The sequence below is a fragment of the Microbacterium plantarum genome, from assembly GCF_035231185.1.
GTDB lineage: Bacteria > Actinomycetota > Actinomycetes > Actinomycetales > Microbacteriaceae > Microbacterium > Microbacterium plantarum.
Genome location: NZ_CP141117.1, coordinates 3,099,090 through 3,125,702, shown reverse-complemented (window position 1 = coordinate 3,125,702; position 26,613 = coordinate 3,099,090). Strand labels below are relative to the sequence as shown.

Annotated in this window: 26 protein-coding genes and 3 pseudogenes; 25 read left to right on the top strand and 4 right to left on the bottom strand. The window is 66.9% G+C overall.

The window, feature by feature from the left end; genetic code table 11:
- Positions 1–5: 5 nt before the first annotated feature.
- From VC184_RS15140 to VC184_RS15090, 11 genes are all read left to right on the top strand, one after another.
- The gene (locus tag VC184_RS15140; protein WP_114587711.1) at positions 6–323 is read left to right on the top strand and encodes a DUF6804 family protein; all 318 of its coding nucleotides are present in this window, start codon (positions 6–8) and stop codon (positions 321–323) included.
- A complete protein-coding gene (locus VC184_RS15135; RefSeq protein ID WP_114587699.1) occupies positions 320–916 on the top strand; it encodes a TlpA family protein disulfide reductase in 597 nt (198 codons plus the stop codon). The genes VC184_RS15140 and VC184_RS15135 overlap by 4 nt, the downstream gene beginning before the upstream one ends.
- Entirely contained in the window at positions 913–1,686 is a 774-nt protein-coding gene (locus tag VC184_RS15130) for a cytochrome c biogenesis CcdA family protein (RefSeq protein WP_114587698.1), read from the top strand. Before VC184_RS15135 ends, VC184_RS15130 begins: the two co-directional genes overlap by 4 nt.
- Positions 1,667–3,346 carry a cytochrome c biogenesis protein ResB gene (resB, locus tag VC184_RS15125; RefSeq protein WP_114587697.1) on the top strand — a complete coding sequence of 560 codons (1,680 nt, stop codon included), beginning with the start codon at positions 1,667–1,669 and terminating at the stop codon, positions 3,344–3,346. Before VC184_RS15130 ends, resB begins: the two co-directional genes overlap by 20 nt.
- Positions 3,343–4,281: a cytochrome c oxidase assembly protein gene (locus VC184_RS15120; protein ID WP_323986780.1), complete on the top strand. Its 939-nt coding sequence runs from the start codon at positions 3,343–3,345 to the stop codon at positions 4,279–4,281. The genes resB and VC184_RS15120 overlap by 4 nt, the downstream gene beginning before the upstream one ends.
- A 54-nt stretch (positions 4,282–4,335) precedes the next feature.
- Complete coding sequence (gene lnt / locus VC184_RS15115) at positions 4,336–5,943, top strand: apolipoprotein N-acyltransferase (RefSeq protein ID WP_269268796.1); 1,608 nt, start codon at positions 4,336–4,338, stop codon at positions 5,941–5,943.
- Between the two features lie 176 nt (positions 5,944–6,119).
- Positions 6,120–7,121, top strand: coding sequence for a c-type cytochrome biogenesis protein CcsB (gene ccsB / locus VC184_RS15110; RefSeq protein ID WP_323986779.1), 1,002 nt, complete (start codon positions 6,120–6,122; stop codon positions 7,119–7,121).
- A gap of 85 nt (positions 7,122–7,206) precedes the next feature.
- On the top strand, positions 7,207–9,186 hold the full coding sequence (locus VC184_RS15105) for a cytochrome c oxidase assembly protein (RefSeq protein WP_323987780.1): 1,980 nt from the start codon (positions 7,207–7,209) through the stop codon (positions 9,184–9,186).
- Between the two features lie 118 nt (positions 9,187–9,304).
- Complete coding sequence (locus VC184_RS15100; protein ID WP_210006400.1) at positions 9,305–9,691, top strand: ArsR/SmtB family transcription factor; 387 nt, start codon at positions 9,305–9,307, stop codon at positions 9,689–9,691.
- The gene (locus VC184_RS15095; RefSeq protein WP_114587694.1) at positions 9,691–10,629 is read left to right on the top strand and encodes a cation diffusion facilitator family transporter; all 939 of its coding nucleotides are present in this window, start codon (positions 9,691–9,693) and stop codon (positions 10,627–10,629) included. Before VC184_RS15100 ends, VC184_RS15095 begins: the two co-directional genes overlap by 1 nt.
- Positions 10,630–10,734: 105 nt before the next feature.
- The gene (locus tag VC184_RS15090) at positions 10,735–11,325 is read left to right on the top strand and encodes a vitamin K epoxide reductase family protein (protein WP_323986778.1); all 591 of its coding nucleotides are present in this window, start codon (positions 10,735–10,737) and stop codon (positions 11,323–11,325) included.
- Between the two features lie 182 nt (positions 11,326–11,507).
- On the opposite strand, the pseudogene VC184_RS15085 reads toward VC184_RS15090, so the two are convergent.
- Positions 11,508–11,735 (bottom strand): annotated as a pseudogene (locus tag VC184_RS15085) (heavy metal translocating P-type ATPase); the annotation flags it as partial.
- On the opposite strand from VC184_RS15085, the gene ccsB (VC184_RS15080) reads away from it, so the two are divergent.
- The 5 genes from ccsB (VC184_RS15080) to VC184_RS15060 all read left to right on the top strand — a co-directional run bounded on the left by ccsB (VC184_RS15080) (position 11,695) and on the right by VC184_RS15060 (position 16,028).
- Positions 11,695–12,489 carry a c-type cytochrome biogenesis protein CcsB gene (gene ccsB, locus VC184_RS15080; protein ID WP_323986777.1) on the top strand — a complete coding sequence of 265 codons (795 nt, stop codon included), beginning with the start codon at positions 11,695–11,697 and terminating at the stop codon, positions 12,487–12,489. The pseudogene VC184_RS15085 and the gene ccsB (VC184_RS15080) sit on opposite strands and share 41 nt — an antisense overlap.
- Before the next feature lie 123 nt (positions 12,490–12,612).
- On the top strand, positions 12,613–12,972 hold the full coding sequence (cmtR, locus tag VC184_RS15075; RefSeq protein ID WP_114587692.1) for a Cd(II)/Pb(II)-sensing metalloregulatory transcriptional regulator CmtR: 360 nt from the start codon (positions 12,613–12,615) through the stop codon (positions 12,970–12,972).
- On the top strand, positions 12,969–14,888 hold the full coding sequence (locus tag VC184_RS15070) for a heavy metal translocating P-type ATPase (protein WP_114587691.1): 1,920 nt from the start codon (positions 12,969–12,971) through the stop codon (positions 14,886–14,888). Before cmtR ends, VC184_RS15070 begins: the two co-directional genes overlap by 4 nt.
- A 61-nt stretch (positions 14,889–14,949) precedes the next feature.
- Complete coding sequence (locus tag VC184_RS15065; RefSeq protein ID WP_228176924.1) at positions 14,950–15,423, top strand: signal peptidase II; 474 nt, start codon at positions 14,950–14,952, stop codon at positions 15,421–15,423.
- Entirely contained in the window at positions 15,420–16,028 is a 609-nt protein-coding gene (locus tag VC184_RS15060; RefSeq protein WP_114587689.1) for a cadmium resistance transporter, read from the top strand. Before VC184_RS15065 ends, VC184_RS15060 begins: the two co-directional genes overlap by 4 nt.
- A gap of 196 nt (positions 16,029–16,224) precedes the next feature.
- Here the strand turns inward: VC184_RS15060 and VC184_RS15055 are convergent.
- Both VC184_RS15055 and VC184_RS15050 read right to left on the bottom strand, forming a co-directional pair.
- Positions 16,225–16,667: pseudogene (locus VC184_RS15055) on the bottom strand (cobalt transporter); the annotation flags it as partial.
- A pseudogene (locus tag VC184_RS15050) lies at positions 16,664–16,983 on the bottom strand (ArsR/SmtB family transcription factor). The pseudogenes VC184_RS15055 and VC184_RS15050, both read right to left, overlap by 4 nt.
- A 133-nt stretch (positions 16,984–17,116) precedes the next feature.
- On the opposite strand from VC184_RS15050, the gene VC184_RS15045 reads away from it, so the two are divergent.
- The 8 genes from VC184_RS15045 (at position 17,117) to VC184_RS15010 (ending at position 25,303) form a co-directional block, all read left to right on the top strand.
- Complete coding sequence (locus tag VC184_RS15045; protein ID WP_114587688.1) at positions 17,117–17,398, top strand: metal-sensitive transcriptional regulator; 282 nt, start codon at positions 17,117–17,119, stop codon at positions 17,396–17,398.
- A gap of 30 nt (positions 17,399–17,428) precedes the next feature.
- The gene (locus tag VC184_RS15040) at positions 17,429–17,752 is read left to right on the top strand and encodes a heavy-metal-associated domain-containing protein (protein WP_114587687.1); all 324 of its coding nucleotides are present in this window, start codon (positions 17,429–17,431) and stop codon (positions 17,750–17,752) included.
- Positions 17,749–20,013 carry a heavy metal translocating P-type ATPase gene (locus VC184_RS15035; protein WP_114587686.1) on the top strand — a complete coding sequence of 755 codons (2,265 nt, stop codon included), beginning with the start codon at positions 17,749–17,751 and terminating at the stop codon, positions 20,011–20,013. The genes VC184_RS15040 and VC184_RS15035 overlap by 4 nt, the downstream gene beginning before the upstream one ends.
- A gap of 41 nt (positions 20,014–20,054) precedes the next feature.
- Positions 20,055–22,196, top strand: coding sequence for a heavy metal translocating P-type ATPase (locus VC184_RS15030; protein WP_407667118.1), 2,142 nt, complete (start codon positions 20,055–20,057; stop codon positions 22,194–22,196).
- Between the two features lie 33 nt (positions 22,197–22,229).
- Complete coding sequence (locus VC184_RS15025; RefSeq protein ID WP_114587685.1) at positions 22,230–22,661, top strand: DUF6153 family protein; 432 nt, start codon at positions 22,230–22,232, stop codon at positions 22,659–22,661.
- A 94-nt stretch (positions 22,662–22,755) separates the two neighbouring features.
- The gene (locus tag VC184_RS15020; protein ID WP_114587684.1) at positions 22,756–23,370 is read left to right on the top strand and encodes a DUF305 domain-containing protein; all 615 of its coding nucleotides are present in this window, start codon (positions 22,756–22,758) and stop codon (positions 23,368–23,370) included.
- A 400-nt stretch (positions 23,371–23,770) separates the two neighbouring features.
- On the top strand, positions 23,771–24,175 hold the full coding sequence (locus VC184_RS15015; protein ID WP_323986776.1) for a four-helix bundle copper-binding protein: 405 nt from the start codon (positions 23,771–23,773) through the stop codon (positions 24,173–24,175).
- A gap of 42 nt (positions 24,176–24,217) precedes the next feature.
- Positions 24,218–25,303: a F510_1955 family glycosylhydrolase gene (locus VC184_RS15010; RefSeq protein WP_323986775.1), complete on the top strand. Its 1,086-nt coding sequence runs from the start codon at positions 24,218–24,220 to the stop codon at positions 25,301–25,303.
- 428 nt (positions 25,304–25,731) lie between these two features.
- Here VC184_RS15010 and VC184_RS15005 read toward each other — a convergent pair whose 3' ends face one another.
- Positions 25,732–26,157, bottom strand: coding sequence for a hypothetical protein (locus VC184_RS15005; RefSeq protein WP_323986774.1), 426 nt, complete (start codon positions 26,155–26,157; stop codon positions 25,732–25,734).
- Positions 26,158–26,174: 17 nt separating this feature from the next.
- Between VC184_RS15005 and VC184_RS15000 the strand changes: the two genes are divergently transcribed.
- Entirely contained in the window at positions 26,175–26,570 is a 396-nt protein-coding gene (locus tag VC184_RS15000) for a MarR family winged helix-turn-helix transcriptional regulator (RefSeq protein ID WP_323986773.1), read from the top strand.
- Positions 26,571–26,613: the final 43 nt, after the last annotated feature.

The following is a 26,613-nucleotide window of genomic DNA, read 5'->3' as shown; positions in this document are numbered from 1 at the left end:
AGCGGATGCCGTCCCTGTACCAGCGCAACGCTCTCGCACCAAGCCTGCTCGCAGCAGCGGTGCTATTCCTCGCACCGCTGCTGCAGGGCGGTGACTGGTACCTGGTGCCGCTGTTCGTGGCAGCGATCCTCGCCGTCATTGTCGGCTGGTTCGCGATCCAGGCGCGGCAGTGGTGGTGGGCGCCGGTATTCGCGTCGATCGCGGTGCTGTGGAACCCGGTATTCCCGTTCCCGTTCAACGGGCCGGTCTGGACCGCCGCGCAACCGGTCGCCGCGATCGTGTTCCTGGTCGCCGGGGCGATGATCAAGGTCAAACGCGCATGAGACGCCCCACGCCGTTCATCGCTGCGCTGCTGCTGACAGCCATCGCGCTCACCGGCTGCACCAGCAACGACACCCTGGCCGAGCAGTACCGGGACGGGAACGAGAAGGGCTACATCGCCGGCGACTTCCAGGTCGTCGAGATCCCGACCGCCGACCGGGGTGAGCCGGTGGTGTTCGAGGGCGTCACCGAGACCGGGGAGACGGTGTCCAGCGACGACTACCGGGGCGGGGTGCTGGTGGTGAACTTCTGGTACGCCGCGTGCGGACCATGCATCGTCGAGGCGCCCCTGCTCGAGGAAGTGTGGCAGGAGTACCAGGATCAGGGCGTCGCGTTCCTGGGCGTGAACACCTACGACCAGCCCGCCACCGCCCTGTCGTTCGCGCGGGACAACAACGTCACCTACCCGAGTGTGATCGACGTCAACGACGGGCGCGTCAAGCTTGCGTTCGCGCAGGTCACCCCCATCCAAGCCACCCCCACCACCCTCGTGCTCGACCGGGACGGGCGGGTTGCGGCACGGGTCATCGGGCAGCTGGCCAGCGCGTCCATCCTGTCCACTCTCGTTGACGACGCCCTGGCGGAGTCCTCATGAACCCCGGTTCGGTGGTCGTGGACGGCGCGCTATGGGTGGCGCTCCCTCTCGCCGTGCTCGCCGGGCTGGTCTCGTTCGTCTCCCCGTGCGTGCTACCGCTGGTTCCCGGCTACCTTGGCTACCTTGGCGGCGCCGCCAGCGCCCACAGCCCCACATCGACGTCGGCCGCTGGAGCGAGCACCACGGCGGGGGAGCGGAGGCGGCTGCTGGTGGGGGTGGCGTTGTTCATCGGCGGGTTCACGGTGGTGTTCGTCACCGTCACGATCCTCGGCGGCACGTTCGGGTTTCTGCTGCTGCAGTACGCGAACATCCTCACTCGCATCTTCGGGATCGTGATCATCCTGCTCGGGTTGGTGTTCATCGGGTTCTTCGGTATCTCCCAGCGCACCCTCCGCCCCCGCATCCGGGGTCGCGCCGGCCTGATCGGCGCGCCCCTGCTCGGGTTCGCGCTCGGCGTCGGCTGGACCCCCTGCATCGGCCCCACGCTTGCGGCGATCCTGTCGATGTCGTGGAACCTCGGCGACCCCGCCCGCGCCGGGCTGCTCGGCCTGGCGTACTCGCTCGGATTAGGCATCCCGTTCCTGCTGCTCGCCCTCGGCTGGGGGTGGGCGTCCCGCACGGTCGGGTTTCTCCGCCGCCACATCCGCGCCCTGAACATCATCGGCGGCAGCCTGCTCGTCCTCCTCGGACTCCTCATGGTGACCGGGTTATGGACGGCGCTGATGTCCGCCCTGCAACAGGTGGTGATCAATGTCCCCCTCCCGCTCTGACACCACCAGGGAGAACCCGATCGACCCGCTTCGTCCCGGAGACCACGCGGACTCCGACGGCCCCAAGATCATCCAGCCCGCGCTCGGTCTGGCGGGGTGGCTGCGGTGGGCGTGGCGGCAACTGACCAGCATGCGCACCGCCATCGTCCTGCTGCTGTTCCTCGCGATCGCCGCCGTCCCTGGCTCGCTGTTCCCGCAGCGCAGCGCCGACCCCAACGGTGTAATCCAGTGGGAACGCGACAACCCTGACGTCTTCGCCCTCGCGGACGCGGTCGGCCTGTTCGACGTGTACCTGTCGCCGTGGTTCTCCGCGATCTACCTCCTGCTGTTCACCTCCCTCATCGGCTGCGTCATCCCCCGCGCCCGCCACCACTACAAGGCGCTCCGCTCCCAGCCCCCGCGTACCCCCGCCCGCCTGTCCCGCCTCTCCGACTACCAGGAGGCGACCCTTCCCGCTGGCCAGGCTTCCGACCCTGTCGAACAGGCGATCGGGGTGGCTCAGCGGCAGCTGCGCCGGGCCGGCTACCGGGTGCAGCGGTACGACGGCCGCGGCTGGGTGTCGGTGTCGGCCGAACGCGGCTACCTCCGCGAGACCGGCAACCTGCTCTTCCACGTCGCCCTGGTCGGTGTGCTCGTCTCCGTCGCGGTCGGCGGGTCGTTCGCATACACCGGGCAGCGGGTCGTGGTGGAGGGCACCACGTTCGTCAACGCGCTCAGCGACTACTCCTCATTCAACCCCGGCCGATTCATCGACGGCACGGGCCTTGCTCCCTACTCGCTCACGCTCGATGACTTCCAGGTCTCCTACCGACTGCCCGGCACCCCCGGCGCGGGGCAGGCCGGCGACTTCGCCGCCGATGTCACGATCCGCCAGCCCGGACAAGACGACCAGGCGCAGAGCGTGGTGGTGAATTATCCGATCACCGTCCAAGGCGACCGCATCTATCTGCTCGGCAACGGGTATGCCCCCACCCTCACCGTCCGTGACGCGGCGGGGGAGGTGGTGTTCAGCGAGTCGCAACCGTTTCTGCCGCAGGACTCCAACATGACCTCGCTGGGGATCATCAAGATCCCGGACGGGCTGCCCGAGCAGCTCGGCCTGGTCGGGTTCTTCTACCCCACCCAAGGGGTGCTGCCCTCCGGGGCGTTCACCTCGATCTACCCCGACGTCATTAACCCAGTGATCACCTTCAACGTGTTCAGCGGGGACCTCGGCATCGACGACGGCACACCCCGGTCGGTGTACACGCTCGATGTCAACGGGCTCACCCAGCACACCGGCGGCGACACCGGCCTCGACTCCCTGGAACTGACCCTCGGCGACACGGTGGACCTGCCGAATGGATGGGGAACGGTCACGTGGGAGATCGCAGGCGACACCGATCCGGTGAAGCGGTTCGCGTCGCTGCAGATCCAGCGCGACCCCAGCAGCGGCTGGGTGCTCGCGTTCTCGATCCTCGCCACCCTCGGGCTGTTCGCCGGCCTTTTCGTGCCGCGCCGCCGGCTCTGGGTGAAGGCCCGGCTCAGCACGGAGGGTGTGCAGGTCGAGTACGCCGGACTTGCCCGCGGTGAGGATCCTGCCCTCTCCCGAGCCGTCACCGACTTCGCCGCGCAGCACGCGACCGCCTACGCGGTCGAGACCGCGGAGGGGGAGCGGTGAACGAGTGGATTCCTGACACTCCGCCGACCCTGCTCGGGTTCCTGACACCCGTGCCGCTGCCGTTCCCGGTCCTACCCACTCTCGCCGCGCTCCTGGCCGCCGGGTACCTGATCGGCGCGATCCGGCTGTGGACGCGGGGGCGTCGCTGGCCCGTGTGGCGCACCGTCAGTTTCCTGCTGGGGTGCCTCCTCCTGGCGGCGGTCACCGGGCTCGGAGTCGAAGCGTACGGGTATGCGCTGCTGTCGGTGTTCATGTTCCAGCAACTCTCCCTGATGATGGCGATCCCGCCGCTGCTCGTACTCGGTTCCCCCGGCACCCTGCTGCTGCGCGCCGCTCCGCACCACGGCGCCGGCCGGTTCGTCCTCCGCGCAGCCCACGCCGGCCTGCGCAGCCGGGCCGCGCGGTGGGCACTGAGCCCCTGGGTAGCGCTGCCGCTGTATCTGCTTGCGTTCTACGGGCTCTACCTCGCCGACTTCGCCGACCGCATCCTCGCCACCCCCCAAGGGCACATCACCCTCGAGATCGCGTTCGTGGTAGCGGGGATCCTGTTCACCATCCCGGTGCTCTCCGCCGACCCGCTGCCGGTCCGGCTCAGCCACGGCGGCCGCGCTCTCGACGTGTTCGCCGAAGCCGCGCTACACGCGTTCTTCGGCGTGTTCCTGATGATGGCCACCAGCCTGCTCGTGGACCACTTCGCCGCGCCTACGCTGGCGCTGGGGATTGACCCGATCGAAGACCAGCGGGTCGCGGGCGGGCTCGCCTGGTCCTACGGCGAGGCCCCCACCCTACTGATGCTGATGTTCGTCATGCACCGGTGGTTCCGCGACGACACTGCCCGAGACGCCGCCGCCGCCCGGTACGCCGACACCCACGGCGACCCCGAGTTGGACGCCTACAACACCTACCTCGCCACCCTCCGCCAGAAAGACACCTGACGGATGTCCCCCACCACGCCCCTCCTCACTGTCGCCGCCCCGGCACGTCCGTCGATGGACAACCCCAACTCGAGGCCGCTGCTGCCGTTGTGGGCGGCGACGCCGGTCGCCGCGGCCGCCGGGCTTGCGTTGGATCTCGCGTCGCCGCCGCTGGGGTGGTGGCCGCTCGCTTTCGTCAGCGTCGTCCTCGCCCTTGCCACCCTGATGGGCCGCAGCATCGGCGGCGCGCTGCTGGTGGGCACGATGTTCGGAGTCGTGTTCTACTTCACCCACCTGGTCTGGGTGGGCGAGTTCCTTGGCCCGGTGCCATGGATTGCGCTGGCAGGCCTGGAAGCGGTGCTGTTCGGACTCGGGGCTATCCCGATCACCCTCGCCTACCGGTGGACCGCGCGGTTCCGCGCCCGAGGGCCAGGGCAGCTGGTCGGGATTCCGCTGCTGGTCGCCGGGCTCTGGGCGACTCGCGAGGTCGGGATGGGGGCATGGCCGTACTCGGGATTCCCTTGGGCGCGGCTGGGCATGACCCAAGTCGAGGGGCCCCTGCCGCAACTTGCGTCATGGACTGGTGTCACCGGGCTATCCTTCTTCCTCGCGGCCGTTTGTGCCGCGCTCCTGCAGTGGCTCCGCGCAGGCGGCATTCGCTTTCCGCGCGGTGCCTTCTCGACCGCGGCTGGTGTGCTGCTCCTCGTCGCGGTTCCGCAGTTCCCCACTACGGATGCCGGCACGTTCACCGTCGGATGGGTGCAGGGTAACGGCCCCGCCGGCTACTTCGACGACCGCCTCCCCGGCGACATGCTCGCCGCGCAGACCACCACCACCGAGCCGCTGATGGGGCAGCCGATGGACCTCATTGTGTGGCCCGAGGGCTCCGTCGACTCCGATCCCCTCACAGCTTCCGCCACCGCCGCGGTGCTGGACCGGCTGGTGCGAGACGCGGGTGCGCCGCTGCTCGTGAACGCCGCCACCACACGAGGCGCGGACGTGTTCAACACCTCGCTGCTGTGGTCCGCGGATCCCGCGGACCGGCAATGGCACGACAAGGTCAACCCGGTCCCGTTCGGCGAGTACGTGCCCGACCGGTGGTTCTACGAGCTCCTTGCCCCCGACCTTGTCGGCCTCATCCAACGCGAATACACCCCCGGCACTAACCCGCCCTTGATGAAGGTCGGGAACGTCGGGGTGGGGCTGGCGATCTGCTTCGACGTGATCTACGACACCGTGATTTGGGACAGCGCCCGCGCCGGCGCGCAGCTGTATGTGTTCCAGACCAACAACGCCGACTTCCGCGGCACCGACGAGAACATTCAGCAGCTCGCCTTCGCGCGGATGCGGGCTATCGAGACCGGCCGCACCGTGGTCAATGTCTCCACAGTCGGCACCAGTCAGGTCATCGCACCAGACGGCGCCACCATCGACAGCATCGGCGTGGACATCGCCGCCAACCGGGTCACCACCGTTCCGCTGCGCAGCGGGCTCACCCCGGCCGTCGTGGTGGGCCCGTGGGTCACCGGGACGCTCCCTGTCTCGGTAATTGTCGCTCTGGGCGCGCTTGGCCTCCTACACCGGGGCCGTCTGCGTGGCACGGCGGACCACAGCGACCGGCGGCCGAAGCAGCGACGCGGCCCACAGGCCGCCCGAGCGATCGGAGATCGGGATGCGACATAGACCGGGGCGGCCTGATCGGCAGCCAAGCAACACCGGCAATGCGCTCGGCTGCAATCAGCCCTTCGAGGTGTACATCGACGGCACCGCCGTGGACTTGCTGGTCTAGTTGCAAGTGAACGCAGGCTGACCCTCCACACGACCGGACCGCCCCTGATGATGAAGAGGAAACCCCCGCCATGACCGGACCCGACCCGCTCTCCCTCGACGGTATCTCGCTGCTGCTGGTGTGGACGGCGATCGCCACCTACCTGCTCGCGTTCATCGCATACACCATCGACCTCGCCCAACGCTCCGTCCCCGCCAGAGCGCCTGCGCTGGTCGGCGTGGCCGCGGACTCCGAGGTGGGGGAACCTGTGCCCGTCCCGCCGGGGGATATCCGGGTTCCGCCGTCCCAGCGGTCACGCCTGCTGTGGGCGCGGATTGGGACGGTGCTGACGGTTCTCGCGTTCCTGTTCCACCTGGCCGGCACCATCCTGCGGGGAGTTTCCGCACAACGCGTGCCGTGGGCGAACATGTACGAGTTCGCGTTGACCGGCACGGTCCTGATCGTCGCCGTTTATCTCGTCGTCCTGCGCCGCTATGACCTCCGCTTCTTGGGCGCATTCCTGATCGGCATGGTGGTGCTGCTGCTGGGCGGGGCGACGATCACGTTCTACGTCGAGGTCGTCCCGTTGACGGATCCGCTCAAGAGTGTCTGGCTGGTCATCCACGTGTTCGTCGCGTCGCTGGCCACCGCGCTGTTCGCGATTGCCTGCGGCCTCGCCGTCACCCAGTTGCTGCAGGCCCGCCGGGAGCGCCGCACCACTGTGGCGTCCCGAGAGGACGCACGTGCGGCCGGCCCCCGGTTCCTGGCGACTCTGCCCACTGCGGAGGTACTTGAGTCCCTCGCGTATCGGTTCGTGATCGTCGGATTCGTGTTCTGGACCTTCACGCTGATCGCCGGCGCGATCTGGGCAAACGATTCCTGGGGACGCTATTGGGGGTTCGACACCAAGGAGGTGTGGACCTTTGTGATCTGGGTGCTCTACGCCGGGTATATCCACGCTCGCGCGACCCGGGGCTGGCGCGGCACCCGTTCGGCCTGGCTGTCCATAATCGGGTTCGTCACGGTGCTGTTCAACTTCACCATCGTCAACATGTTCTTCAAGGGACTCCACGCCTACTCCGGCCTGAGCTGACCCCCGTCCACCCCGCAAGAGCCGAAAGCCCGCCGTGACCCCGACAGCCACCCGTACCACCGACCAGGACGTGATCGTCCTCGGGTTGAGTCCGCGCGCCCTCCGCGCTGCGGGCCCCACGGTCCTGGCCGTGACCGCGCTGGTCGCACTAATTGCGGGGTTGGCGTTCGGCGGGGGCGCGGCAGGGCTTCAGCTGGGCGACGCTGGCCCCGTCGTGCGGTGGGGCCTGCCGGTCGCGAAACTAATTGTGAACCTCGCCGCGGCAGGCATGGTCGGTGTGCTCGTGACGGCCCTGTTCACTCTGCGGGCCGGGGAGCGGGAGATCGACGTCGCCCTAGACACTGCCTCGATCGCTGCCGCCGTGTTCACCGTGGCCTCCGGAGCGACGGGGTTCCTCACCTTCGTCAATGTGTTCAACCCCGCGCTGGACGCCGGACCGGTGTTCGGCGCGCAGATCGGCCGGTTCCTCGTTGAGACCGAGGTGGGCCGCACCTGGCTCATCACTACGGTCGCCGGCGCCTCGCTGACCGTGTTGACGTTCGCGGTGCGGTCCTGGCCGGGCACCCTCCTCGTAACCGTTTTCGCGGTCGCCGCTCTGGTGCCGATGGGCACGCAGGGGCACTCCGGCGACGATGCGTTCCACCATGAGGCAATGACAGCGCTCATCCTGCACGTCATCGGCGCCGCGGTGTGGCTCGGAGGGTTGCTGCTGCTCGTCATGGTTCGTCCTGTGCTCACACGGGTCCGCCTCGCCGATGTCGTGGCCCGCTATTCGAGCATCGCGCTGGCCGCGTTCGTGCTCGTGGCTGTGTCCGGCACCGTGCGCGCCGCGATCGGCCTGCGGGAGTGGACCGCGATGATGTCGCCCTACGGTGTGATCCTCGCCGTGAAAGTGATTGCGCTGGTCGCACTCGGTTTCTTCGGGGTCTGGTATCGCGCCCGCCTGGTCGGAACGATGCGTGACTCTGACCGTGGCAGCCGGTCCTTCTGGACGCTCATCGTGTTCGAGGTGGCGGTGATGGGCATGGCCAGCGGCGCCGCGGCTGCGCTCGCACGCACGCCCCCACCAAACCCCACACCGCTTCCGGTAAATCCGTCCCCAGCGGAACGACTCACTGGCGCCCCGCTGCCCTCCGAGCTCACCGTCGACCGGTGGTTCACCGCGTGGAACATCGACCTGCTCTGGGCGGTCATCGCCGGCTTCGCCGTGTTCTTCTACCTCGCCGGGGTGCGGCGGCTGCGCCGCCGTGGCGATGCGTGGCCGCCATATCGCACGATCATGTGGGTCGCTGGAATGGGCCTGCTGGTGTGGGTCACTGGCGGCGTCGTCAACGTCTACCAGGACTACCTGTTCAGCATGCACATGGTCGGGCACATGCTGCTCACGATGGCGATCCCGGTGCTGTTGGTCGCCGGGGCCCCAGTCACCCTCGCGGCCCGCGCGATTCGCAAGCGCGACGACGGCACACGCGGTGGCCGCGAATGGATCCTCTGGGCTGCGCACTCCCCAGTCGCCCGGATCCTCACCAACCCGTTCGTCGCCGCGGGGCTGTTCATCGGGTCGTTGTGGGTGTTCTACTACACCGACCTGTTCCGCTGGTCGCTCTACGACCACCTCGGGCATCAGTGGATGATCGCGCACTTCCTTATCACCGGGTATCTCTTCGTGCTGTCACTGGTAGGCGTGGACCCGGTGCCGTACCGACTGCCGTATGCAGGCCGGCTGCTGCTGCTGATCGGCATCATGGCAATGCACGCGTTCTTCGGCATCGCGATCATGGTGCAGTCGGGACTCATCGTCGCTGAGTGGTTCGGTGCGATGGGCCGCACCTGGGGCGCGAGCCCGCTCGAGGACCAGTACACCGGCGGGGGGATCGCCTGGTCGATCGGAGAGATCCCTACCCTCATCCTCGCGATCACGGTCGCGATCCAGTGGAGCCGTAGCGACGACCGCGAGACGAAGCGCCGCGACCGCCACGCGGACCGCATGGGGGAGACGGAACTGCAGCAGTACAACGCGCATTTGCAACAGCTCGCCGAGCGCGACGCTCGCACGCGCAGGTGACCGCGGCCGCAGGACTGTGCTTTTTCCAGACGGCGGGAACGTCCCGTGGCGAAACGATAACCCTTCCCGGTTCCGTGATTCAGAGGCAGGTGACCCCTATAGGCGATATCATCGCCGCATGACGATGAATATGGACGAGGTGATATTGGACGAAGGTGCTACCAGCGTGTATGCGCATTTGTTCGATGCGCTGGGGGACCCCACTCGGCTCGCCGTGCTGCAGCACCTTGCTTCCGGTGAGCATCGGGTGCGTGACTTGGTTGAGCACGTCGGCCTGGCACAGTCCACCGTGAGCAAGCATCTGGGCTTCCTGCTCGAGTGTCGCCTAATCACCGTCCGCCCAGAGGGGCGGTCATCCTGGTACGCCCTGACGGAGCCGAATGCGACGGCCGCGCTGATCAACGCGGCTCAGACCCTGCTGAGCGCCACAGGGACCCACGCCGAACTGCACGCACACCTGCGTCAACCGCACCACCTACACAGCGAGAGAACGGAGCTCCGGTAATGGGCGCTGGACACACTCACGGCCCCGCCCCGGAAGCCGGCCAGCCCGGCGATCACCGCAGGAAGCTGTGGATCGCTTTCGGTATCACCGCGGTCATTGTCGCGGCCCAGGCAGTCGGATCCGTGGTCACCGGCAGCCTCGCGCTTCTCACCGACACTGCGCATGCGATCACTGACGCATCCGGGCTATTGGTCGCCCTCATCGCCGCGACCCTCATGCTGCGTCCGGCCAACGCCAAACGCACCTGGGGCTTTCGGCGCATTGAGGTCATCGCCGCGCTCGGACAAGCAGCCCTGCTGCTGGTCGTCGGAACCTATACGGCCGTCGAAGGCGTTCGACGTCTGTTTGAACCACCGGAGGTCCCTGCCGCCGAGCTGCTAATTTTCGGCATCATCGGTCTCACGGCAAACATCATCGCGATCGTCCTGCTCTCTTCAAGCCGCGGCGTGAACTTCAACATGCGAGCCGCGTTCCTTGAAGTTCTTAACGACGCTCTCGGATCGCTTGGCGTCATCGTGGCGGCGATCGTTATCGCTACCACCGGTTTTCTTCAAGCTGATGCGATCGCCGGGCTGCTGATTGCGGCACTCATCGTTCCCCGGGCATTCAAACTTCTCCGGGAAACCACGAGTGTGCTGATGGAGTTCACCCCTCCCGGCCTAGACCTGGACGACGTCCGCGCGCACATTCTTGAACTCGATCACGTCAAGGACATCCATGACTTGCACGCTTCGACCGTCGCGACGGGGCTTCCCACCATCAGCGCGCACGTGGTAGTCGAAGACCAATGCTTCACTGACGGTCATGCCGCAAACGTACTGCTCGACGTGAAGAAGTGCGTCGCCGAGCACTTCGAAGTGTCCGTGCTGCATTCCACCTTCCAGATCGAAACGGATCACATCCAGGAAGAAGAACAAGCCTCTGTCACTCATGCGTGACGGCGCTAAAGCGGCAACATCACCCGACCTCAACTACCTCAACGCGATGATCAGAGGTAGCAGTACAGCCGCGTTTTAGCGGCGCTCGTTCACGGGGAGCTTCGAATGACCACACAACCTGTACGCGAGCCGTTGTTCGCTGGATTTCTGGCGAGCGTCGGCGTCATCGGCCTTACCGCTTCACTCGCGCTCTCCATAGAGAAGCTCGAGAAGCTGCAGAACCCGAACGCGAGCGTGGGCTGCGACCTGTCCGTTCTGGTGCAGTGTTCTGCAAACCTAGATAGCGCGCAAGGTGCTGTTCTTGGCTTCCCCAATCCCTTCCTGGGGTTGATCGGATTCTCACTCGTGCTTTGTGCTGGTGTAACCCTCTGGGCCGCACCCAAACTCGCCCGCTGGTACTGGGCCGTGTTCAATATCGGTGTCGCAGGCGCCTTCGCATTCGTGCTCTGGCTGATCGGCCAGAGCATCTATGTGCTTGGCACTCTCTGCCCGTGGTGCATGGTCGTTTGGGTCATCACCATTCCGCTATTTGTTTTCACCACGGGTAGGAACGCCCGGACCGGCATCTTCGGTGCTCGAACGGCACGGCTCGGACAGCGACTCTGGCCATGGTTAACACTGATCACCATCGTGGCGTATATGACTATCGCTGCCGTCGCGCAGGTCCGTCTGGACGTTCTAGCTACTCTTCTTTGAGCCGGGGCTTTGGTCCACTCGGCTTTGTCGACAGCCGGCACATGTCCTCGGAACGACCTTGCTGGGCCGGGACCGCGGCGCAGGTGTCTTCACGGCTCAGTGGTTGTGGTGCTCGTGCTCATTGTCGTGTTCGTCCTCATGGAGGCTCCAGATCGGTGACGTGGTTGTCGCCGAGGGGGGGGTCAGACGCGGGCGGGTTCGGGCGTTGCGGCGCGGGCGCGCAGAGCGGCAGGGCGTTGCGCGGCACGCACGCCGTTGAGAATCACAAACACCTCTGCGATCTCGTGCACGAGGACCACGCCGGCCAGCCCGAGCGCACCGAAGAGCGCGAGTGGGAAGAGGACGACGATGATCGCGAGGGCGAGCACGATGTTCGCGGTCATGATTCGGCGGCCGCGACGGGCGTGGGCGCGGATCGGGACGTCACTGACGGTCCTCGCGTTCCTGTTCCACCTGGCCGGCACAGTTCTGCGCGGGATCGCTGCTGGGCGGGTGCCGTGGGCGAACATGTACGAGTTCGCGCTGACGCGTGCCCTCCTAATCGTCGCCGTATACCTGCTGGTTCTGCGCCGTTACGACCTCCGCTTCCTGGGAGCGTTCCTCATCGGCATGATCGTATTGCTGCTGGGTGGGGCGACCATTGCGTTCTACGTTGAGGTCGTCCCGCTGATGGACCCGCTCAAGAGCATCTGGCTGGTCATCCACGTCTTCGTCGCCTCGCTCGCCACTGCCCTGTTCGCGATCGCCTGCGGCCTCGCAGTCACCCAGCTCATGCAAACCCGCCGGGAACGGCGGGCCGACACCACCTCAGCTCGAAATGGCGGCCCGCGGTTCCTGGCGACGCTGCCCACCGCAGACGCGCTCGAGTCCCTCGCGTACCGATTCGTGATCGTTGGGTTTGTGTTTTGGACCTTCACGCTGATCGCCGGCGCCATCTGGGCCAACGACTCCTGGGGACGCTATTGGGGGTTCGACACCAAGGAAGTGTGGACTTTTGTGATCTGGGTGCTGTACGCGGGGTACATTCACGCCCGCGCAACGAGAGGCTGGCGCGGCACCCGCTCCGCCTGGCTGTGCATCACCGGGTTCGCCACTGTGCTGTTCAATTTCACCGTCGTCAACATGTTCTTCAAAGGACTTCACGCATACTCCGGCCTTAGCTGACCATACCCAGCCATTCAGCCGACCGGCTCCAGTAAGGCGGATCCGATGCTGCTTCAACAGTCGACGATCGCCTGCCCGATTGTCCAGCTTGATTAGTTCATTGTGCAGTGTATTATTCATCGAATGCTGACTCATGCTGATCGACTCGACGTGATGAACCGGCTGGGGCGCGCCATGGCTGACCCGACCCGCTCTCGCATCCTTCTGACTCTCCTAGACGGACCGAACTACCCGGCGGTGTTGTCTCGCGAGCTGGGACTGACCCGCTCAAACGTGTCGAACCATCTGACGTGTCTGCGGGGGTGCGGGATCGTGGTTGCCGAGCCAGAGGGCCGGCAGACCCGCTACGAGGTCGCAGACCCGCACCTTGCCCGCGCCCTGACGGCGCTGGTGGATGTGACGCTAGCGGTCGACGAGAGCGTGCCGTGCATGGACCCGGACTGCGGGGTCGAGGGTTGCGTGGCGGGGAAGGTTCGGGCATGAGCGCGGTCACGGGTTCGCAAGTCGAGCACGTCGACCTCGACGACGACGATGATGACGATGACCGGCCGTGGTACCGGAGCCCGAGCGTTCTGATTCCGATCGCCTCCGGCGTCGCGTTCGCCGCCGGCCTGGTCTGCGAGTGGACCGGCGCGGAGACCGCGGGCCTGGTGTCGTTCTGGATCGGTCTGCTGCTGGGCGCGTACACGTTTGTGCCGGGCGCGCTGCGTAAGCTGTTCACCAAGGGCAAGCTAGGCATCGGCCTGCTGATGACAATCAGCGCCACTGGCGCCGTGATCCTCGGCTATGTCGAGGAGGCCGCCGCGCTGGCGTTCTTGTACTCCATCGCGGAGGCGTTGGAAGACAAGGCGATGGACCGCGCCCGCGCAGGATTGCGGGCACTGTTGAAGCTGGTGCCCGACACCGCACGGGTCCAGCGCGGCGACGCCACGGTCGAGGTGGAGGCGAAGGAACTGCGCGTCGGTGACGTGCTCGTGGTCCGGCCGGGCGAGCGGATTGCCACGGACGGCATCGTGCGCGCCGGGCGGAGCAGCCTGGACACGTCGGCGATCACAGGCGAGTCGATCCCGGTCGAGGTCGAGCCCGGCACCGACGTGTCGGCCGGGTCGATCAACACCACCGGCGTCCTCGAAGTCGAGGCCACCGCCGCCGGCACCGACAACTCGCTCACCACGATCGTGGAGCTGGTCGAGCAGGCCCAGGCCGAGAAGGGCGACCGCGCCCGCCTGGCCGACCGGATCGCCCGACCCCTCGTGCCCGGGGTGATGATCCTCGCCGTGCTGGTCGGCGCGCTCGGGTCGCTGCTGAGCGGCGACCCCGAGCTGTGGATCACCCGCGCCCTGGTCGTGCTGGTCGCAGCCTCGCCATGTGCTCTGGCGATCGCCGTCCCGGTCACCGTCGTCTCTGCGATCGGCGCAGCCTCCAAGTTCGGCGTGGTCGTAAAGTCCGGGGCCGCTTTCGAGCGATTCGGTGGCATCCGCCACCTCGCCGTCGACAAGACCGGCACCCTGACTCGCAATGAGCCCACCGTGACCCGTGTCGTCACCACCGGCGCGACCAAGGATGACGTGCTGGCATGGGCAGCGAGCCTGGAAGGTCACAGCACACATCCCCTCGCCGCAGCGATCACCAACAACGCGGTTCCCGGCGCTCCGGCTGCTACCGACGTCCGCGAGACCGCGGGCCACGGCATCGTCGGCACCCTCGACGGTGCTCGTCTCGCGGTAGGGAGTCCACGCTGGCTGGACGCTGGCACGCTGGCCGACGAGGTGCAGGCGATGGAGTCCGAGGGCATGACCGTTGTGATCGTCCACCGCAACGACCAGCCCGCCGGAGCGATCGGAGTGCGGGACGAGCTGCGCCCCGAGGTTCCCGAAGTCATTGACACACTGAACCGGCGTGGGATCGGCGTGACGATGCTCACCGGCGACAACGCCCGCACCGCCGCCGCCCTCGCCGCACAGGCCGGCATCAGCGACGTACGTGCCGAACTACGCCCCGAGGATAAGGCCACCGCTGTCGCGGAACTGTCGAAGTCGCAGCCCACCGCCATGATCGGGGACGGTATCAACGACGCCCCCGCTCTCGCAGCCGCCGACCTAGGGATCGCGATGGGAGCCAAGGGCGCCGATGCCGCCATCGAGTCCGCCGACGTCGCATTCACCGGCCACGACCTGCGCCTCATTCCGCAGGCCCTCGCCCATGCCCGCCGCGGCCGCAATATCATCAACCAGAACGTCATACTGTCCATCGCGATCATCGCTGTCCTCCTACCGCTGGCGATCACCGGAATCCTCGGACTTGCGGCCGTGGTGCTCGTCCACGAAATCGCGGAAGTCATCGTCATCCTCAACGGCCTCCGCGCGGCGCGGCGCACGCACCATGACCGGGCCCGCTGACAGCCGTGCGCCCGGGAGGGCGGGTGCCGTATTGAGTGCCGCCGGCCCAATTGGTGCGCGCGTGCGACCCCGACTGTTTCTGCTCGCGTTCGCCGTTGCCGCCAGTGCCGTGCTGATCGACCAAGGCACCAAAGCACTCGCCCTCGCACGGCTCAGCGAACAAGCCCGCATCCCGCTCCTCGGAGACTTGCTCGGCCTACAACTCGCGTTCAACCCCGGCACCGTCATGTCCCTCGGATCCGGCTCAACCTGGCTGATCACCCTCATCGCGGCCGCAGCATCCGTGGGTCTGCTCCTTGCCGCCACACGCGCCCGCACCGCGGGGTGGGCCGTCGTGATCGGGCTAATCTGGGGCGGCGCGGTCGGTAACCTCCTAGATCGGCTGTTTGCTCCACCCGGATTCGGAGTGGGTCATGTCACAGACTTTCTCGCCTACGGCAACCTGTTCATCGGTAACCTCGCCGACGTCATCATCGGCATCGGCGTCGGATTCGGCCTCCTGCTATACCTCCGTCAGGGAAAGACCCGAGCATGATCTTCTCCTCCGTTCTGCAGGCGATCGGGCTGTTCCTCGCGACGAACATCGACGACATCATCGTGCTCTCTCTGTTCTTCGCCCGCGGCGCCGGGCAACGGGGAACTACAGTTCGGATCCTCGTTGGTCAGTATGTGGGATTCGCAGGTATTCTCGGCGCCGCCGTGCTCGTATCCCTCGGCGCTGGGGCGTTTCTGCCTCTAGAGGTGGTTCCCTACTTCGGGCTCATTCCGCTAGGTCTAGGGCTGTGGGCGGCTTGGCAAGCCTGGCACCGCCGACACGACGACGATGACGATGACGATGAGAGCAAGATCGAAGGCAAGAAGGTCGCTGTCTGGGCCGTGGCTGGAGTCACCTTCGCTAACGGTGGGGACAACATCGGCGTCTACGTTCCCGTCTTCCTCAGCGTGGGGCCCGCTGCCGTCGTCGCATACTGCGTTGTGTTCCTCGTGTTCGTTGCAGTGCTGGTGGTCGTGGCCAAGTTCATTGCCACGCGACGTCCGATCGCGGAGATCCTGGAACGTTGGGAGCACATCTTGTTCCCTCTCGTTCTTATCGGGCTTGGCATCTTCATCCTGATCAGCGGGGGAGCATTCGGGCTCTGACACAACCGTCATGCAGGGCAATTTAGGCAGCTGCGCGTCTAGACGTCATGATTGTCGCCGCTCTGAGCTACTCGACGACGCCGAGCGATTGTTCCGCCGAACGCAATTGACAAGGCTGTCCTAGCTCACCCGTGATCGTTGTCGCGGCTATAGACCTCTTCCCGTCCGACGACCGCGCCGGCGATATGGCGTGTCGGGCCGTGGCCGATCCCAGCTCGCGACCGGCGCGACGCTCCGCGAGCGAGAGGAACGGCATGATGACGACGCTGAGGGCGGTGATGACGATACCGAGAGTGGAGTGCTTGACGTCCACTTGGTCGATGAGAGTGAGCACGGACGCGACGGTGACGTACGCGGCGAAGGCGAAAACGCGACCGCTATGACGCGGAGCGTGCCCTTTTCCCACCGCTCGGGGTCGCGACGGGTGAACTGCCAGGCGACCGCGGCTGCCGACAGAACCTCGATCGTCGAGTCCAGGCCGAACCCGATAAGCGCGGCCGAGGATGCGACCGTGCCGGCGGTGATCGCGACGACGGCCTCGATCAGGTTGTAGGCGATCGTCGCCGTGACAATCCACCGGATTCGGCGTTGCAGGACCTGTCGGCGGTTGTCAGCGAGGCGGGGAGCGGTGGTGGTCATGCGCAGGTGCAGCTCTCTCCGGCGCAGCAGCCGGGCTCGACGTAGAGGACAACGCGCAGCAGCTCGTCCAAGGCAGGGGCGAGGTGTGAGTCCGCGAGTCGATACCAGGTCCGTCGACCATCGGACGCAGGCCTCGACGAAGCCACAGCCGCGCAAGCACGCGAGCTGGTTCGACATGACCTGACGAGAGACGGCAAGGGCGTCGGCCAGGTCGGAGGGGTAGGCGGGTGCTTCGCGCAGCGCCAGGAGGACGCCCGCGCGCGTCGGGTCAGAGAGTGCGTGGCCGAGGCGGGGCGAGCGCCGCGGTGTGCGTCACGGTGCGGTAGCGGTCGGGGTGGACATGACACCGAAATACAGAGAGCGCTGAATAAACAGAACGCTGTACGCCGGGTGCGAGGTGATTACCCCGTCCTGTTGCTATCAATACCCTAGGGGGGTATGGTATATCTGTGAACGGATACGACGGCAACAAAGACGACCTGCAGAAGCGACTGCGTCGGGTCGAGGGTCAGGTGCGTGGGATCGCCCGAATGATCGACGAAGACAAGTACTGCATCGACATCCTCACGCAGGTGTCTGCCGCGACGAAGGCCCTGGAAACAGTGGCGCTGTCCCTGCTGGGCGACCACCTGAGCCACTGCGTCGCGGAAGCGAGCGCCGAAGGCGGCCAGGTAGCTGCGGAGAAGATCCGTGAGGCCAACGACGCCATCGCCCGACTCGTCCGTTCTTGATCACACCGAATCCCCTTGAAGGAGCACATCATGACTGACCGCATTGACCTCGTTCTGAAAGACACCAACGCCGGCTGCGCTTGCTGCACCACATCCGCAGCGACGGACGCTCCCGCGTCGACCTCCGCCGCCGTCACGAAAGACGTCCTGGTAGACGGGATGACGTGCTCGCACTGCGTGTCGAGCGTCACTGAGGAGCTGACCGCGATCGACGGTGTGGAGAACGTCACAGTTGACCTGAACGCCGGCGGTACGTCCCGCGTCACCATTCACAGCGCCGCGCCGATCGACTCTGACGCCGTGAAAGCCGCGGTCGAGGAGGCCGGCTACACCCTGGCAGGTAGCCCCGCATGAGCACGGTCGACGTCGAGCTCGATATCTCCGGGATGACGTGCGCGTCGTGCGCGACCCGGATCGAACGCAAGCTGAACAAGCTTCCCGGTGTGGAAGCGTCGGTGAATTACGCCACCGAGAAGGCGCGTGTTCGCGGGCGCGACGTCGACCCTGCCACCCTGATCGCCGCCGTCGCATCCGCCGGATACCAGGCAGCCCTTCCCGCACCGCCGACGAGCGATGACATCGATGAGAACACCCCGGACGGTGAGGACGGCGAGGTTGGGACGCTGCGGCGGCGCTTGCTGATCAGTACTGCACTGTCGTTGCCGGTGGCGGTGCTGTCGATGGTCCCGGCGTTGCAGTTCGAGTACTGGCAGTGGCTGGCCCTCACGCTCACCGCCCCGGTGGCAGTGTGGGGGGCGTGGCCCTTTCACCGGGCTGCGGCCGTGAACGCCCGTTACGGCGCGGCGACCATGGACACCCTCATCAGCGTCGGCGTGATTGCCGCGTTCGGGTGGTCCCTGTACGCCCTGTTCTTCGGCGGCGCGGGTATGCCCGGAATGACGATGACTTTCACCCTCGTGGGCGCGCCGCAGGCCGGCGGTCACGAGATCTATCTGGAAGTCGCGGCGCTGGTCACCGTCTTCATCCTGGCGGGCCGGTACGCCGAAGCGCGCGCGAAGAAATCATCGTCGGAGGCGCTGCGGGCACTGCTGGAGATGGGCGCGAAGCACGCCACAAAGCTCGTCGACGGTGTCGAACGGACGGTGCCGGTCGCGCAGCTCGCTGTCGGAGACACCGTCCTTGTCAGGCCGGGGGAGAAGGTTCCCTCTGACGGGCTGGTGATCGATGGTTCCTCCGCGATCGACGCCAGCATGCTCACCGGAGAATCGGTGCCCGTCGAAGTGACCGCCGGGTCCCGCGTGGTCGGCGCCACGGTGAACGTCGGTGGTCGCCTCATCGTCGAAATCACCCGGATCGGGGCGGACACCGAGCTTGCCCGCATGCGCCGGCTGATGGAGGAAGCCCAGACCGGCAAAGCCAAGGTGCAGCGCATCGCTGACCGCGTCTCTGCCGTCTTCGTTCCCATCGTCATCGGACTAGCCGTGGCCGCGTTCCTCGGCTGGACAATCGCTGGAGCCTCGCTCGAGCTAGCCTTCACCGCGGCGGTCGCCACCCTGATCATCGCGTGCCCCTGCGCCCTCGGTCTCGCCACCCCCACCGCGCTGCTGGTCGGGACCGGCCGCGGCTCCCAGCTGGGCATCCTGATCCGCGGACCGCAAGTGCTGGAGCAGACCCGCACAGTCGACACCATCGTGCTCGACAAGACCGGCACAGTCACCACCGGTCAGATGACCGTCACAAGCGTCCGCCCCGTCGCAGGTGTCACCCGGGACGAGCTGTTGCGCGTTGCGGCGGCGGTCGAGGCAGGATCCGAGCACCCGGTCGCCCGTGCCGTCGCTACTGCCGCCCCGGCGGTCGCGTACGCGGACAGCTTCGTGTCGCACGCCGGGTTCGGCGTCCAAGGGATCGTGGACGGGTCTGCCGTCGTTGCGGGCCGGGCGTCCTGGCTGGCCGAGCAGTGGGGCATCCACCCGCCGGCCGAAGCCGCCGCCGAGCTGAATGCTCTCGCGCGAACCGGTACCGCGATCGCGGTCGGTCGCGATGGGGAGTACCTCGGCGCGATCGGGGTGGCCGACACCGTGAAGCCGACCAGCGCCGCCGCGATCGCCCGCTTCCAGGCGCTCGGCTTGCGCCCGGTGCTGCTCACCGGCGACAACACCACCACCGCCGCACGAATCGCCGCGGAGGTCGGCATCCCCGACGTGCACGCCGAAGTCACTCCTGCTGGAAAGCTTGATGTGATCCGCCAGCTTCAGGACGACGGGCACGTGGTCGCGATGGTCGGTGACGGCGTCAACGACGCCGCCGCCCTCGCCGCCGCCGACCTCGGCCTGGCCATGGGCGGAGGCACGGACGCCGCGATTGCCGCCAGCGACATCACCATCGTCTCCGGCGACCTCACCGTCGTCGCTGACGCAATCCGCCTCTCCCGCCGCACCCTCGGCACCATCAAGGGCAACCTGTTCTGGGCGTTCGCGTACAACGTCGCCGCTATCCCGATTGCGATGGCCGGCCTGCTCAATCCTCTCGTCGCCGCAGCGGCGATGGCGTTGTCGTCGGTGTTCGTCGTGACCAACAGCCTCCGGCTGCGCCGGTTCCGACCCCACCCGGCACCCGCCCCTACGACCCCCGTTCCCGTGCCCCAACCGGCCTGACCCGTGCCGCCGCACCGGCGCACCCAGCGAAGGAGGCTTCAATGAGCCAGCACGACCACCACAACCACTCCGATCACCCAGACCACCACGCCCCGGCGACTGCCACCCAACACGATCACGCAGTGATGAGTCACCCGCGCAGCGAAGACGACCGGGCGCCCGCCGCGGGTCATTCCGGGCACGGTCATGCCGACCACGGCGGGCACGCCGGACACGGAGACCACGTTGCCCGGTTCCGACGGCTGTTCTGGATCATGCTGATCCTCGCGGTGCCCGTCGTGGGGTTCTCCACGATGTTCTCGATGCTGATCGGATACCCGCTGCCGGACGCGGCGTGGGTCGGATGGGTGTCCCCAATCCTCGGCACCGTCATGTACGTGTGGGGCGGCGCCCCGTTCCTTACCGGCGCCGTCAGCGAGCTGCGCGCCCGCAAACCCGGCATGATGCTCCTCATCGCCCTCGCGATCACCGTCGCGTTCCTCGCCTCATGGGGTGCAAGCATCGGGCTACTGCACCACGAGCTGGACTTCTGGTGGGAGCTGGCGCTGCTGATCGTCATCATGCTCCTCGGGCACTGGATCGAGATGCGATCCCTCGCCCAGACCACCTCCGCCCTGGACTCCCTCGCCGCGCTCCTGCCCGACGAGGCCGAGAAAGTCGAGGGGGACACCACCGTCACCGTCGCCCCCGCCGAGCTGCAGGTCGGAGACGTCGTCGTTGTCCGCCCCGGTGGACGGGTACCCGCAGATGGCCGGATCGTGCAGGGCTCGGCCAGCATGGACGAGTCCATGATCACCGGCGAATCCCGCCCGGTTCGCCGCAGCGACGGAGACCAGGTCATCGCCGGCACCGTCGCCACCGACTCCGGGGTCAGGGTGGAAATCACCGCGGTCGGACAGGACACCGCTCTCGCCGGCATCCAGAAGCTCGTCACCGAAGCGCAGAACTCCTCATCCCGCGCGCAACGCCTCGCGGACCGTGCCGCGGGGTGGTTGTTCTGGTTCGCTCTCGGGGCGGCCGCTGTCACCGCCGCAGTCTGGACCCTGGTCGGGTTCCCCGATCAAGCGGTCATCCGCACCATCACCGTGCTCGTCATCGCCTGCCCGCACGCCTTGGGTCTGGCCATCCCGCTGGTGGTGTCCATCGCCACTGAGCGCGCCGCCCGCGGCGGCGTGCTGATCAAGGACCGCCTCGCGCTGGAGAGCATGCGCACCGTCGACACGGTCCTGTTCGACAAGACCGGCACCCTCACCAAGGGCACACCCGCCGTCACCTCGGTCGCCCCGGCCGCCGGCATCGACGGAGACGAGCTTCTGGCGTGGGCCGCGGCCGCCGAAGCGGACTCGGAACACCCCCTGGCTCGGGCGATCGTGAACGCCGCGCAGGAGAAGCAGCTCACCGTCCCCACCGCCAGCGACTTCGAGTCCTCACCGGCCGTCGGTGTCCGTGCGCGGGTGACCGGCCGCACCATCCAGGTCGGCGGCCCCCACATGCTCGACCAGGAAGACGCAGCCGAACTGCCGGTCGCGGACGAGTGGCGCAAGGAGGGCGCGATCATCCTGCACGTGCTCGTCGACGGGCAGGTCGCGGGGGCGCTGCGCTTGGCGGACGAGATCCGTCCCGAGTCCCGCAACGCCGTCGACGCCCTGCATCAGCGGGGCGTGCAGGTGGTCATGATCACCGGAGACGCCGAAGCCGTCGCCGCATCGGTCGCCGCCGACCTCGGTATCGACCGGTTCTTCGCCGGGGTCCGCCCCGAAGACAAGGCGTCCAAGGTGAAGGAGCTTCAAAGCGAAGGCCGCAAGGTCGCCATGGTCGGTGACGGGGTCAACGACGCACCGGCCCTCGCGCAAGCCGACGTCGGCACCGCTATCGGCGCCGGCACCGATGTGGCGATCGCGTCCGCCGGTGTCATCCTCGCCAGCGACGACCCCCGCTCCGTGCTGTCGGTGATCGAACTGTCCCGAGCCAGCTACCGCAAGATGAAGCAGAACCTGTGGTGGGCCGCCGGGTACAACCTCATCTCCGTCCCGCTGGCCGCCGGGGTACTCGCTCCCATCGGGTTCGTCCTGCCCATGTCTGTCGGCGCGATCCTGATGTCGCTGTCCACCATCGTCGTGGCCCTCAACGCTCAACTGCTGCGGCGCCTCAACCTCAGCCCGGACGCGGTTACCGACCACTGACAGGAGTGTCGTACCGTGGAAGGAGGGAGTGACATGTCGCTGATCGCACTGACGGAACGGCTCCACGCCGGACGGTCGATGGCGCGCACCCTTCTGCTGCTCATCGCAGTGACCGCCGCGGTCATCGTCGGCCTGTTGGCCATGCACTCCCTCAACACCCACACCGCCGCCGACACCGGCCACCAAACCACCGTCGCCACCGCCAGTGCCACCCCTGAGGACCACCACTCCGGCAGCACCGCGACGGGCGAGCCGTGCGCGGACTGCGGTTCAGGCCACTCAGACATGCTCGCGATGACGTGTGTGCTGGCTCTCCTAGCCACCGTGCTGCTGCTGGGCCGACTCCGCCCGAGCAAAGTGTCGTTGTCGCTCCTGCCGCGCCCGCAGCCACTCAGCGCCGCGCTTCCCGGTGGGCCGAGACTGCGGCCGCCCTCTCTCACCGTTCTCTGCATCAGCCGTACGTGATACGGCCGAGCCGGCGCACCCTGCCGGCCGGACCTCACCCACCCGTCGATCTGACCGGTGCTCGTTCACGTACCCCTGTATTTGGAGAACTCTGATGAAAATTCGTACCGCAGCGGCCGCTGCGCTCACCCTCGCCGCCGCCCTCGCCCTTGCTGGCTGCGCCGACGGCTCCGGCTCGCAATCCATGCCCGGCATGGACCACGGCAGCAGCTCGTCCCCGTCCTCATCGTCCACGGTGACGGCGGACTTCAACGACGCGGATGTGATGTTCGCGCAGATGATGATCCCGCACCATCAGCAGGCCGTCGAGATGGCCGACATGATCCTGAACAAGGAAGGCATCGACCCGGGCGTGCTCACCCTGGCCTCCGACATCAAGGCCGCCCAGCAGCCCGAGATCGACCAGCTGCAGTCCTGGCTGGACGAGTGGGGCGCCGACATGCCCGATATGGACAGCATGGAGGGCATGGACCACGGCGGCGGCATGATGAGCGAGGACGACATGGCCGCGCTAGAAGCCGCCACCGGCGCCGAGGCGTCCCGGCTGTTCCTCGAGCAGATGACGATGCACCACGAAGGCGCGATCGAGATGGCCCAAGACGAAGTCGACAACGGCCAGAACCCTGACGCGGTCGAGATGGCGCAGACCATCGTCGACACCCAGACCGCTGAGATCGCCCAGATGCAGGAACTGCTCGCGCAGCTCTAAACGCACCCCACCGGTGAGGACGCCCCGGAAGGCGTCCTCACCGGTGGAATCGAAAGTGGTGCGGGATGCGTACCTACCTGCGCGCGACGGCGAGCTTTGTCGCGCCCACCGGCATGCCCCTCACCGGCTGCACCGCGGTCGAACCACCTTCGGTCGGCGGCGATCACGCTGACACAGCGATGCCGTACGCTCACGCGATCGTGCCCGCACCTGACGGTGACAGCTTCCTCCCTAGCCGCGACGGTGGCGCCACGTCTTCATCACCGACGACAGCAGGACTCAGCCTGCTGCCCTTCACCTAGCCCCCATTTACCGAGACCTCAATCCCCTACATCGACCCTTGACCTCGCTCTAGCGTGACCACACGCCGGGGAAGGTCCCTGAAGAAAGGAAAGCACCCATGACTGTTGCAGATCAGATGCTCGCCACCCACCCGAAGGTCGGCTTTGCCGAAGCACAGGAGACCCTTCTGCGCTGTATCGAGGCGTGCGTCGAATGCGCGCAGGCATGTACCGCCTGCGCAGACGCATGCCTCGGAGAAGGCATGGTCGCGGAGCTCGTTACATGCATTCGGAAGAACTTGGACTGCGCAGACATCTGCGCCACCACAGGTGCAGTGCTCTCCCGCCAAACCGCGCCGGATGTTGCGACGGTTCGCGCCCTGCTCGAAGCCTGCCGCACCGCCTGCGCGTCCTGTGCCGCCGAGTGCGAACAGCACGCAGACATGCACGAGCACTGCCGCGAGTGCGCCGAATCCTGCCGCCGCTGCGAGCAGGCATGCACCGACCTTCTCGCCGCTCTCTAAGTCGGCCCAGGTTCGCAAATCGCCCTGCAAGCACAACCCGCCATGGCGGTCGCTGACGGGACGGTCGATGCCGCAATCGACCGTCCCGTCACCTCGCCGCTCCCCCCCTCCAACAGGAGACGTCATGACCGCCATCTACATGGCCAAGGAAAGGTCGGCAACGGTCGGAACAGTGACGGCATCGCCCTGGCCAAACCATCATCTAGCGCAGACACCACGTTCCCGCTCACCTATACCCCGGCGGCAGCCCTTCATCGGGGTGTCCGCCCTCCCGCGACCCGGAAGATCATGAACCGTTTTCTGCCCCTGACCGTCACCACCCTCACCGCGATCGCGATCACCGGGTGCGCAGCTGAGCGACCTTCCCGCAGCGACGCATCGTTGCCAGTGATTCAACACATTCACGGCATAGTCGCCGACCCGCGAGGAGAGGACCTGTTCGTGGCCACCCACGGCGGCATCCTGACCCTCGCCCCCGACGGAGAAATGTCGGGCCCGATCGCGGGGGAGGACCTGGACGCGATGGGATTCACGCTCCGAGGCGAGACCTTCTTTGCCTCCGGCCATCCGGGAACGCAGACCCCGTCGGAACTCGGAGCACCAAACTTGGGAATCATCCGCAGCGACGACTTCGGCGAAACTTGGTCACCGGTCTCGCTCACCGGAAGCGCCGACTTCCATGTGCTTACCGCCGGGCCGGACGGGACGCTCTACGGACTCGCCTCAAGCAATGCGGATCTGCTCGTCAGCACCGACGACGGCCGGAACTGGTTCAGCGGCGCCGCGCTATCCGCCGTCGACCTCGCAGCTACGGAAGAAGGCATCTACGCCGCAGCAGAACAAGGCCTCCTTCGCAGTAGCGATCGCGGCGCAACGTTTGCCGCCGTCGAAGGAGCGCCACTGCTCTATAGCCTTGCCCCTCAGCCTGACGGCACCATCGCGGGAATTGGAACAGACGATGCTCTGTGGGTGCAAGCAGCAGATGGGGCCTGGGAGCGCCGGGCCACTCTCAGCGGTGCCGCCCAAGCGTTCACCATCACCGACGATGGCCGCTTCATAGTCGCCGACGAGCGCGGCATCGTCGAGATCACCCCGGAGACCACCACCATCATCGCCCCATCGCAATGAGCCGCTCCTCGCGACGGCCGCGACTCCGCTACCCTGCGCAGGTCAGGGTCATCATCGTCTTGGCTTCGACGCTGATCGTCATAATCCTGATCGCCTTAACCCTTCTGCGCGTCGATCGAGCTGACGACCACCCGGGACCGGCAGCGTCAATGTCGGCGGACCCGATCGACCAATAACGATCGTTTGTGGGACGGTCAATCCCCGCGCCGCGGAGGCCTGCCGAAACATATGGCCGTATCGAAACCCGGTTCGGTAGCCGGGTGCGGCAGAGGGGCTGGGTACGCGGCATGCGTTCCGCGTACCCAGCTGGCATCACAGTCGACGGACGACTGTGGGTGCCAGGACGAATGGAAGGACGTCCTCCAGGTAAGCTACCCGCCTGATCTGCCAGTGCGCACCACGAGCTGGCGTCCCGCAATGAGCGGCGGTCAGGCTGCTGATGGTGCGGAGTGTTCCTGTGGTCGCTGCGTGCGGGCGGGCGGTGTTTCGAGCTTTCGCCATAGCCCCCAGAATGCGAGGGCGGCCAGAGCAGAGCAGCCGGCGGCGAGGCTGTGGGCGCCGAGGTATGCGGTGTAATCGGTTGCGGGGTCTGCGACGGTGTAGTCGACGCCTCGGGTAGCGGGAACGATCCAGAGGAACGCGCCGAGAACGGTCGCACCTGCGCCGGCTCCGGCGAGCAGGACGGCGATGACGACCGGGGCTCTGCGAGGTGGGCTGCCGTAGCGGGCGACGGAGCCGCGGCGTGTGAGCCACCATGCCGCCAGGCTTGCGCAGAGAAACGCGACGGCGCCGGCGCCGAGGGTGTCGCTGAACCGGTGCCATTTCGCGGTGATCGTGTAGGCGCCGATTCCCACTGCCGACAACCATCGCCATGACCGTGCTATTCGCAGCGCTCATCGTGACCCCGTACCGGCTGCGTTGCCTGTCGTTGAGCGAGGACCGCGAAGTCCACATGAGCCGTCTTGCCGCCACGGCCAACGTCACGCCATCGCACCTGTCGCGGATCGTCGGCAGGCTGGAGAAGCAAGGTCTTCTGACTCGGAGCGCGGACCCGGAAGACGCGCGAAGGACGCTGGCGCGACTGACGCAGGCCGGAGCGCGTCTCGTGAATGAGGTGGAGCCCGGATATGCCGCGCAGATCCGCTCCCGCGTGTTCGACCTCCTGGAGGGCCAGCAGCTCGAACAGCTGGAGCGCGCCGCAGAAGCCATCCTCACGCCGTTGCGGGGTGACTGTGTCGACCTCCTCCCGCCTCGGTCTGGTCGCTAAGACGAAAGCACCCGATCGACCGTTGAGACCTCAGCCCGCAGGA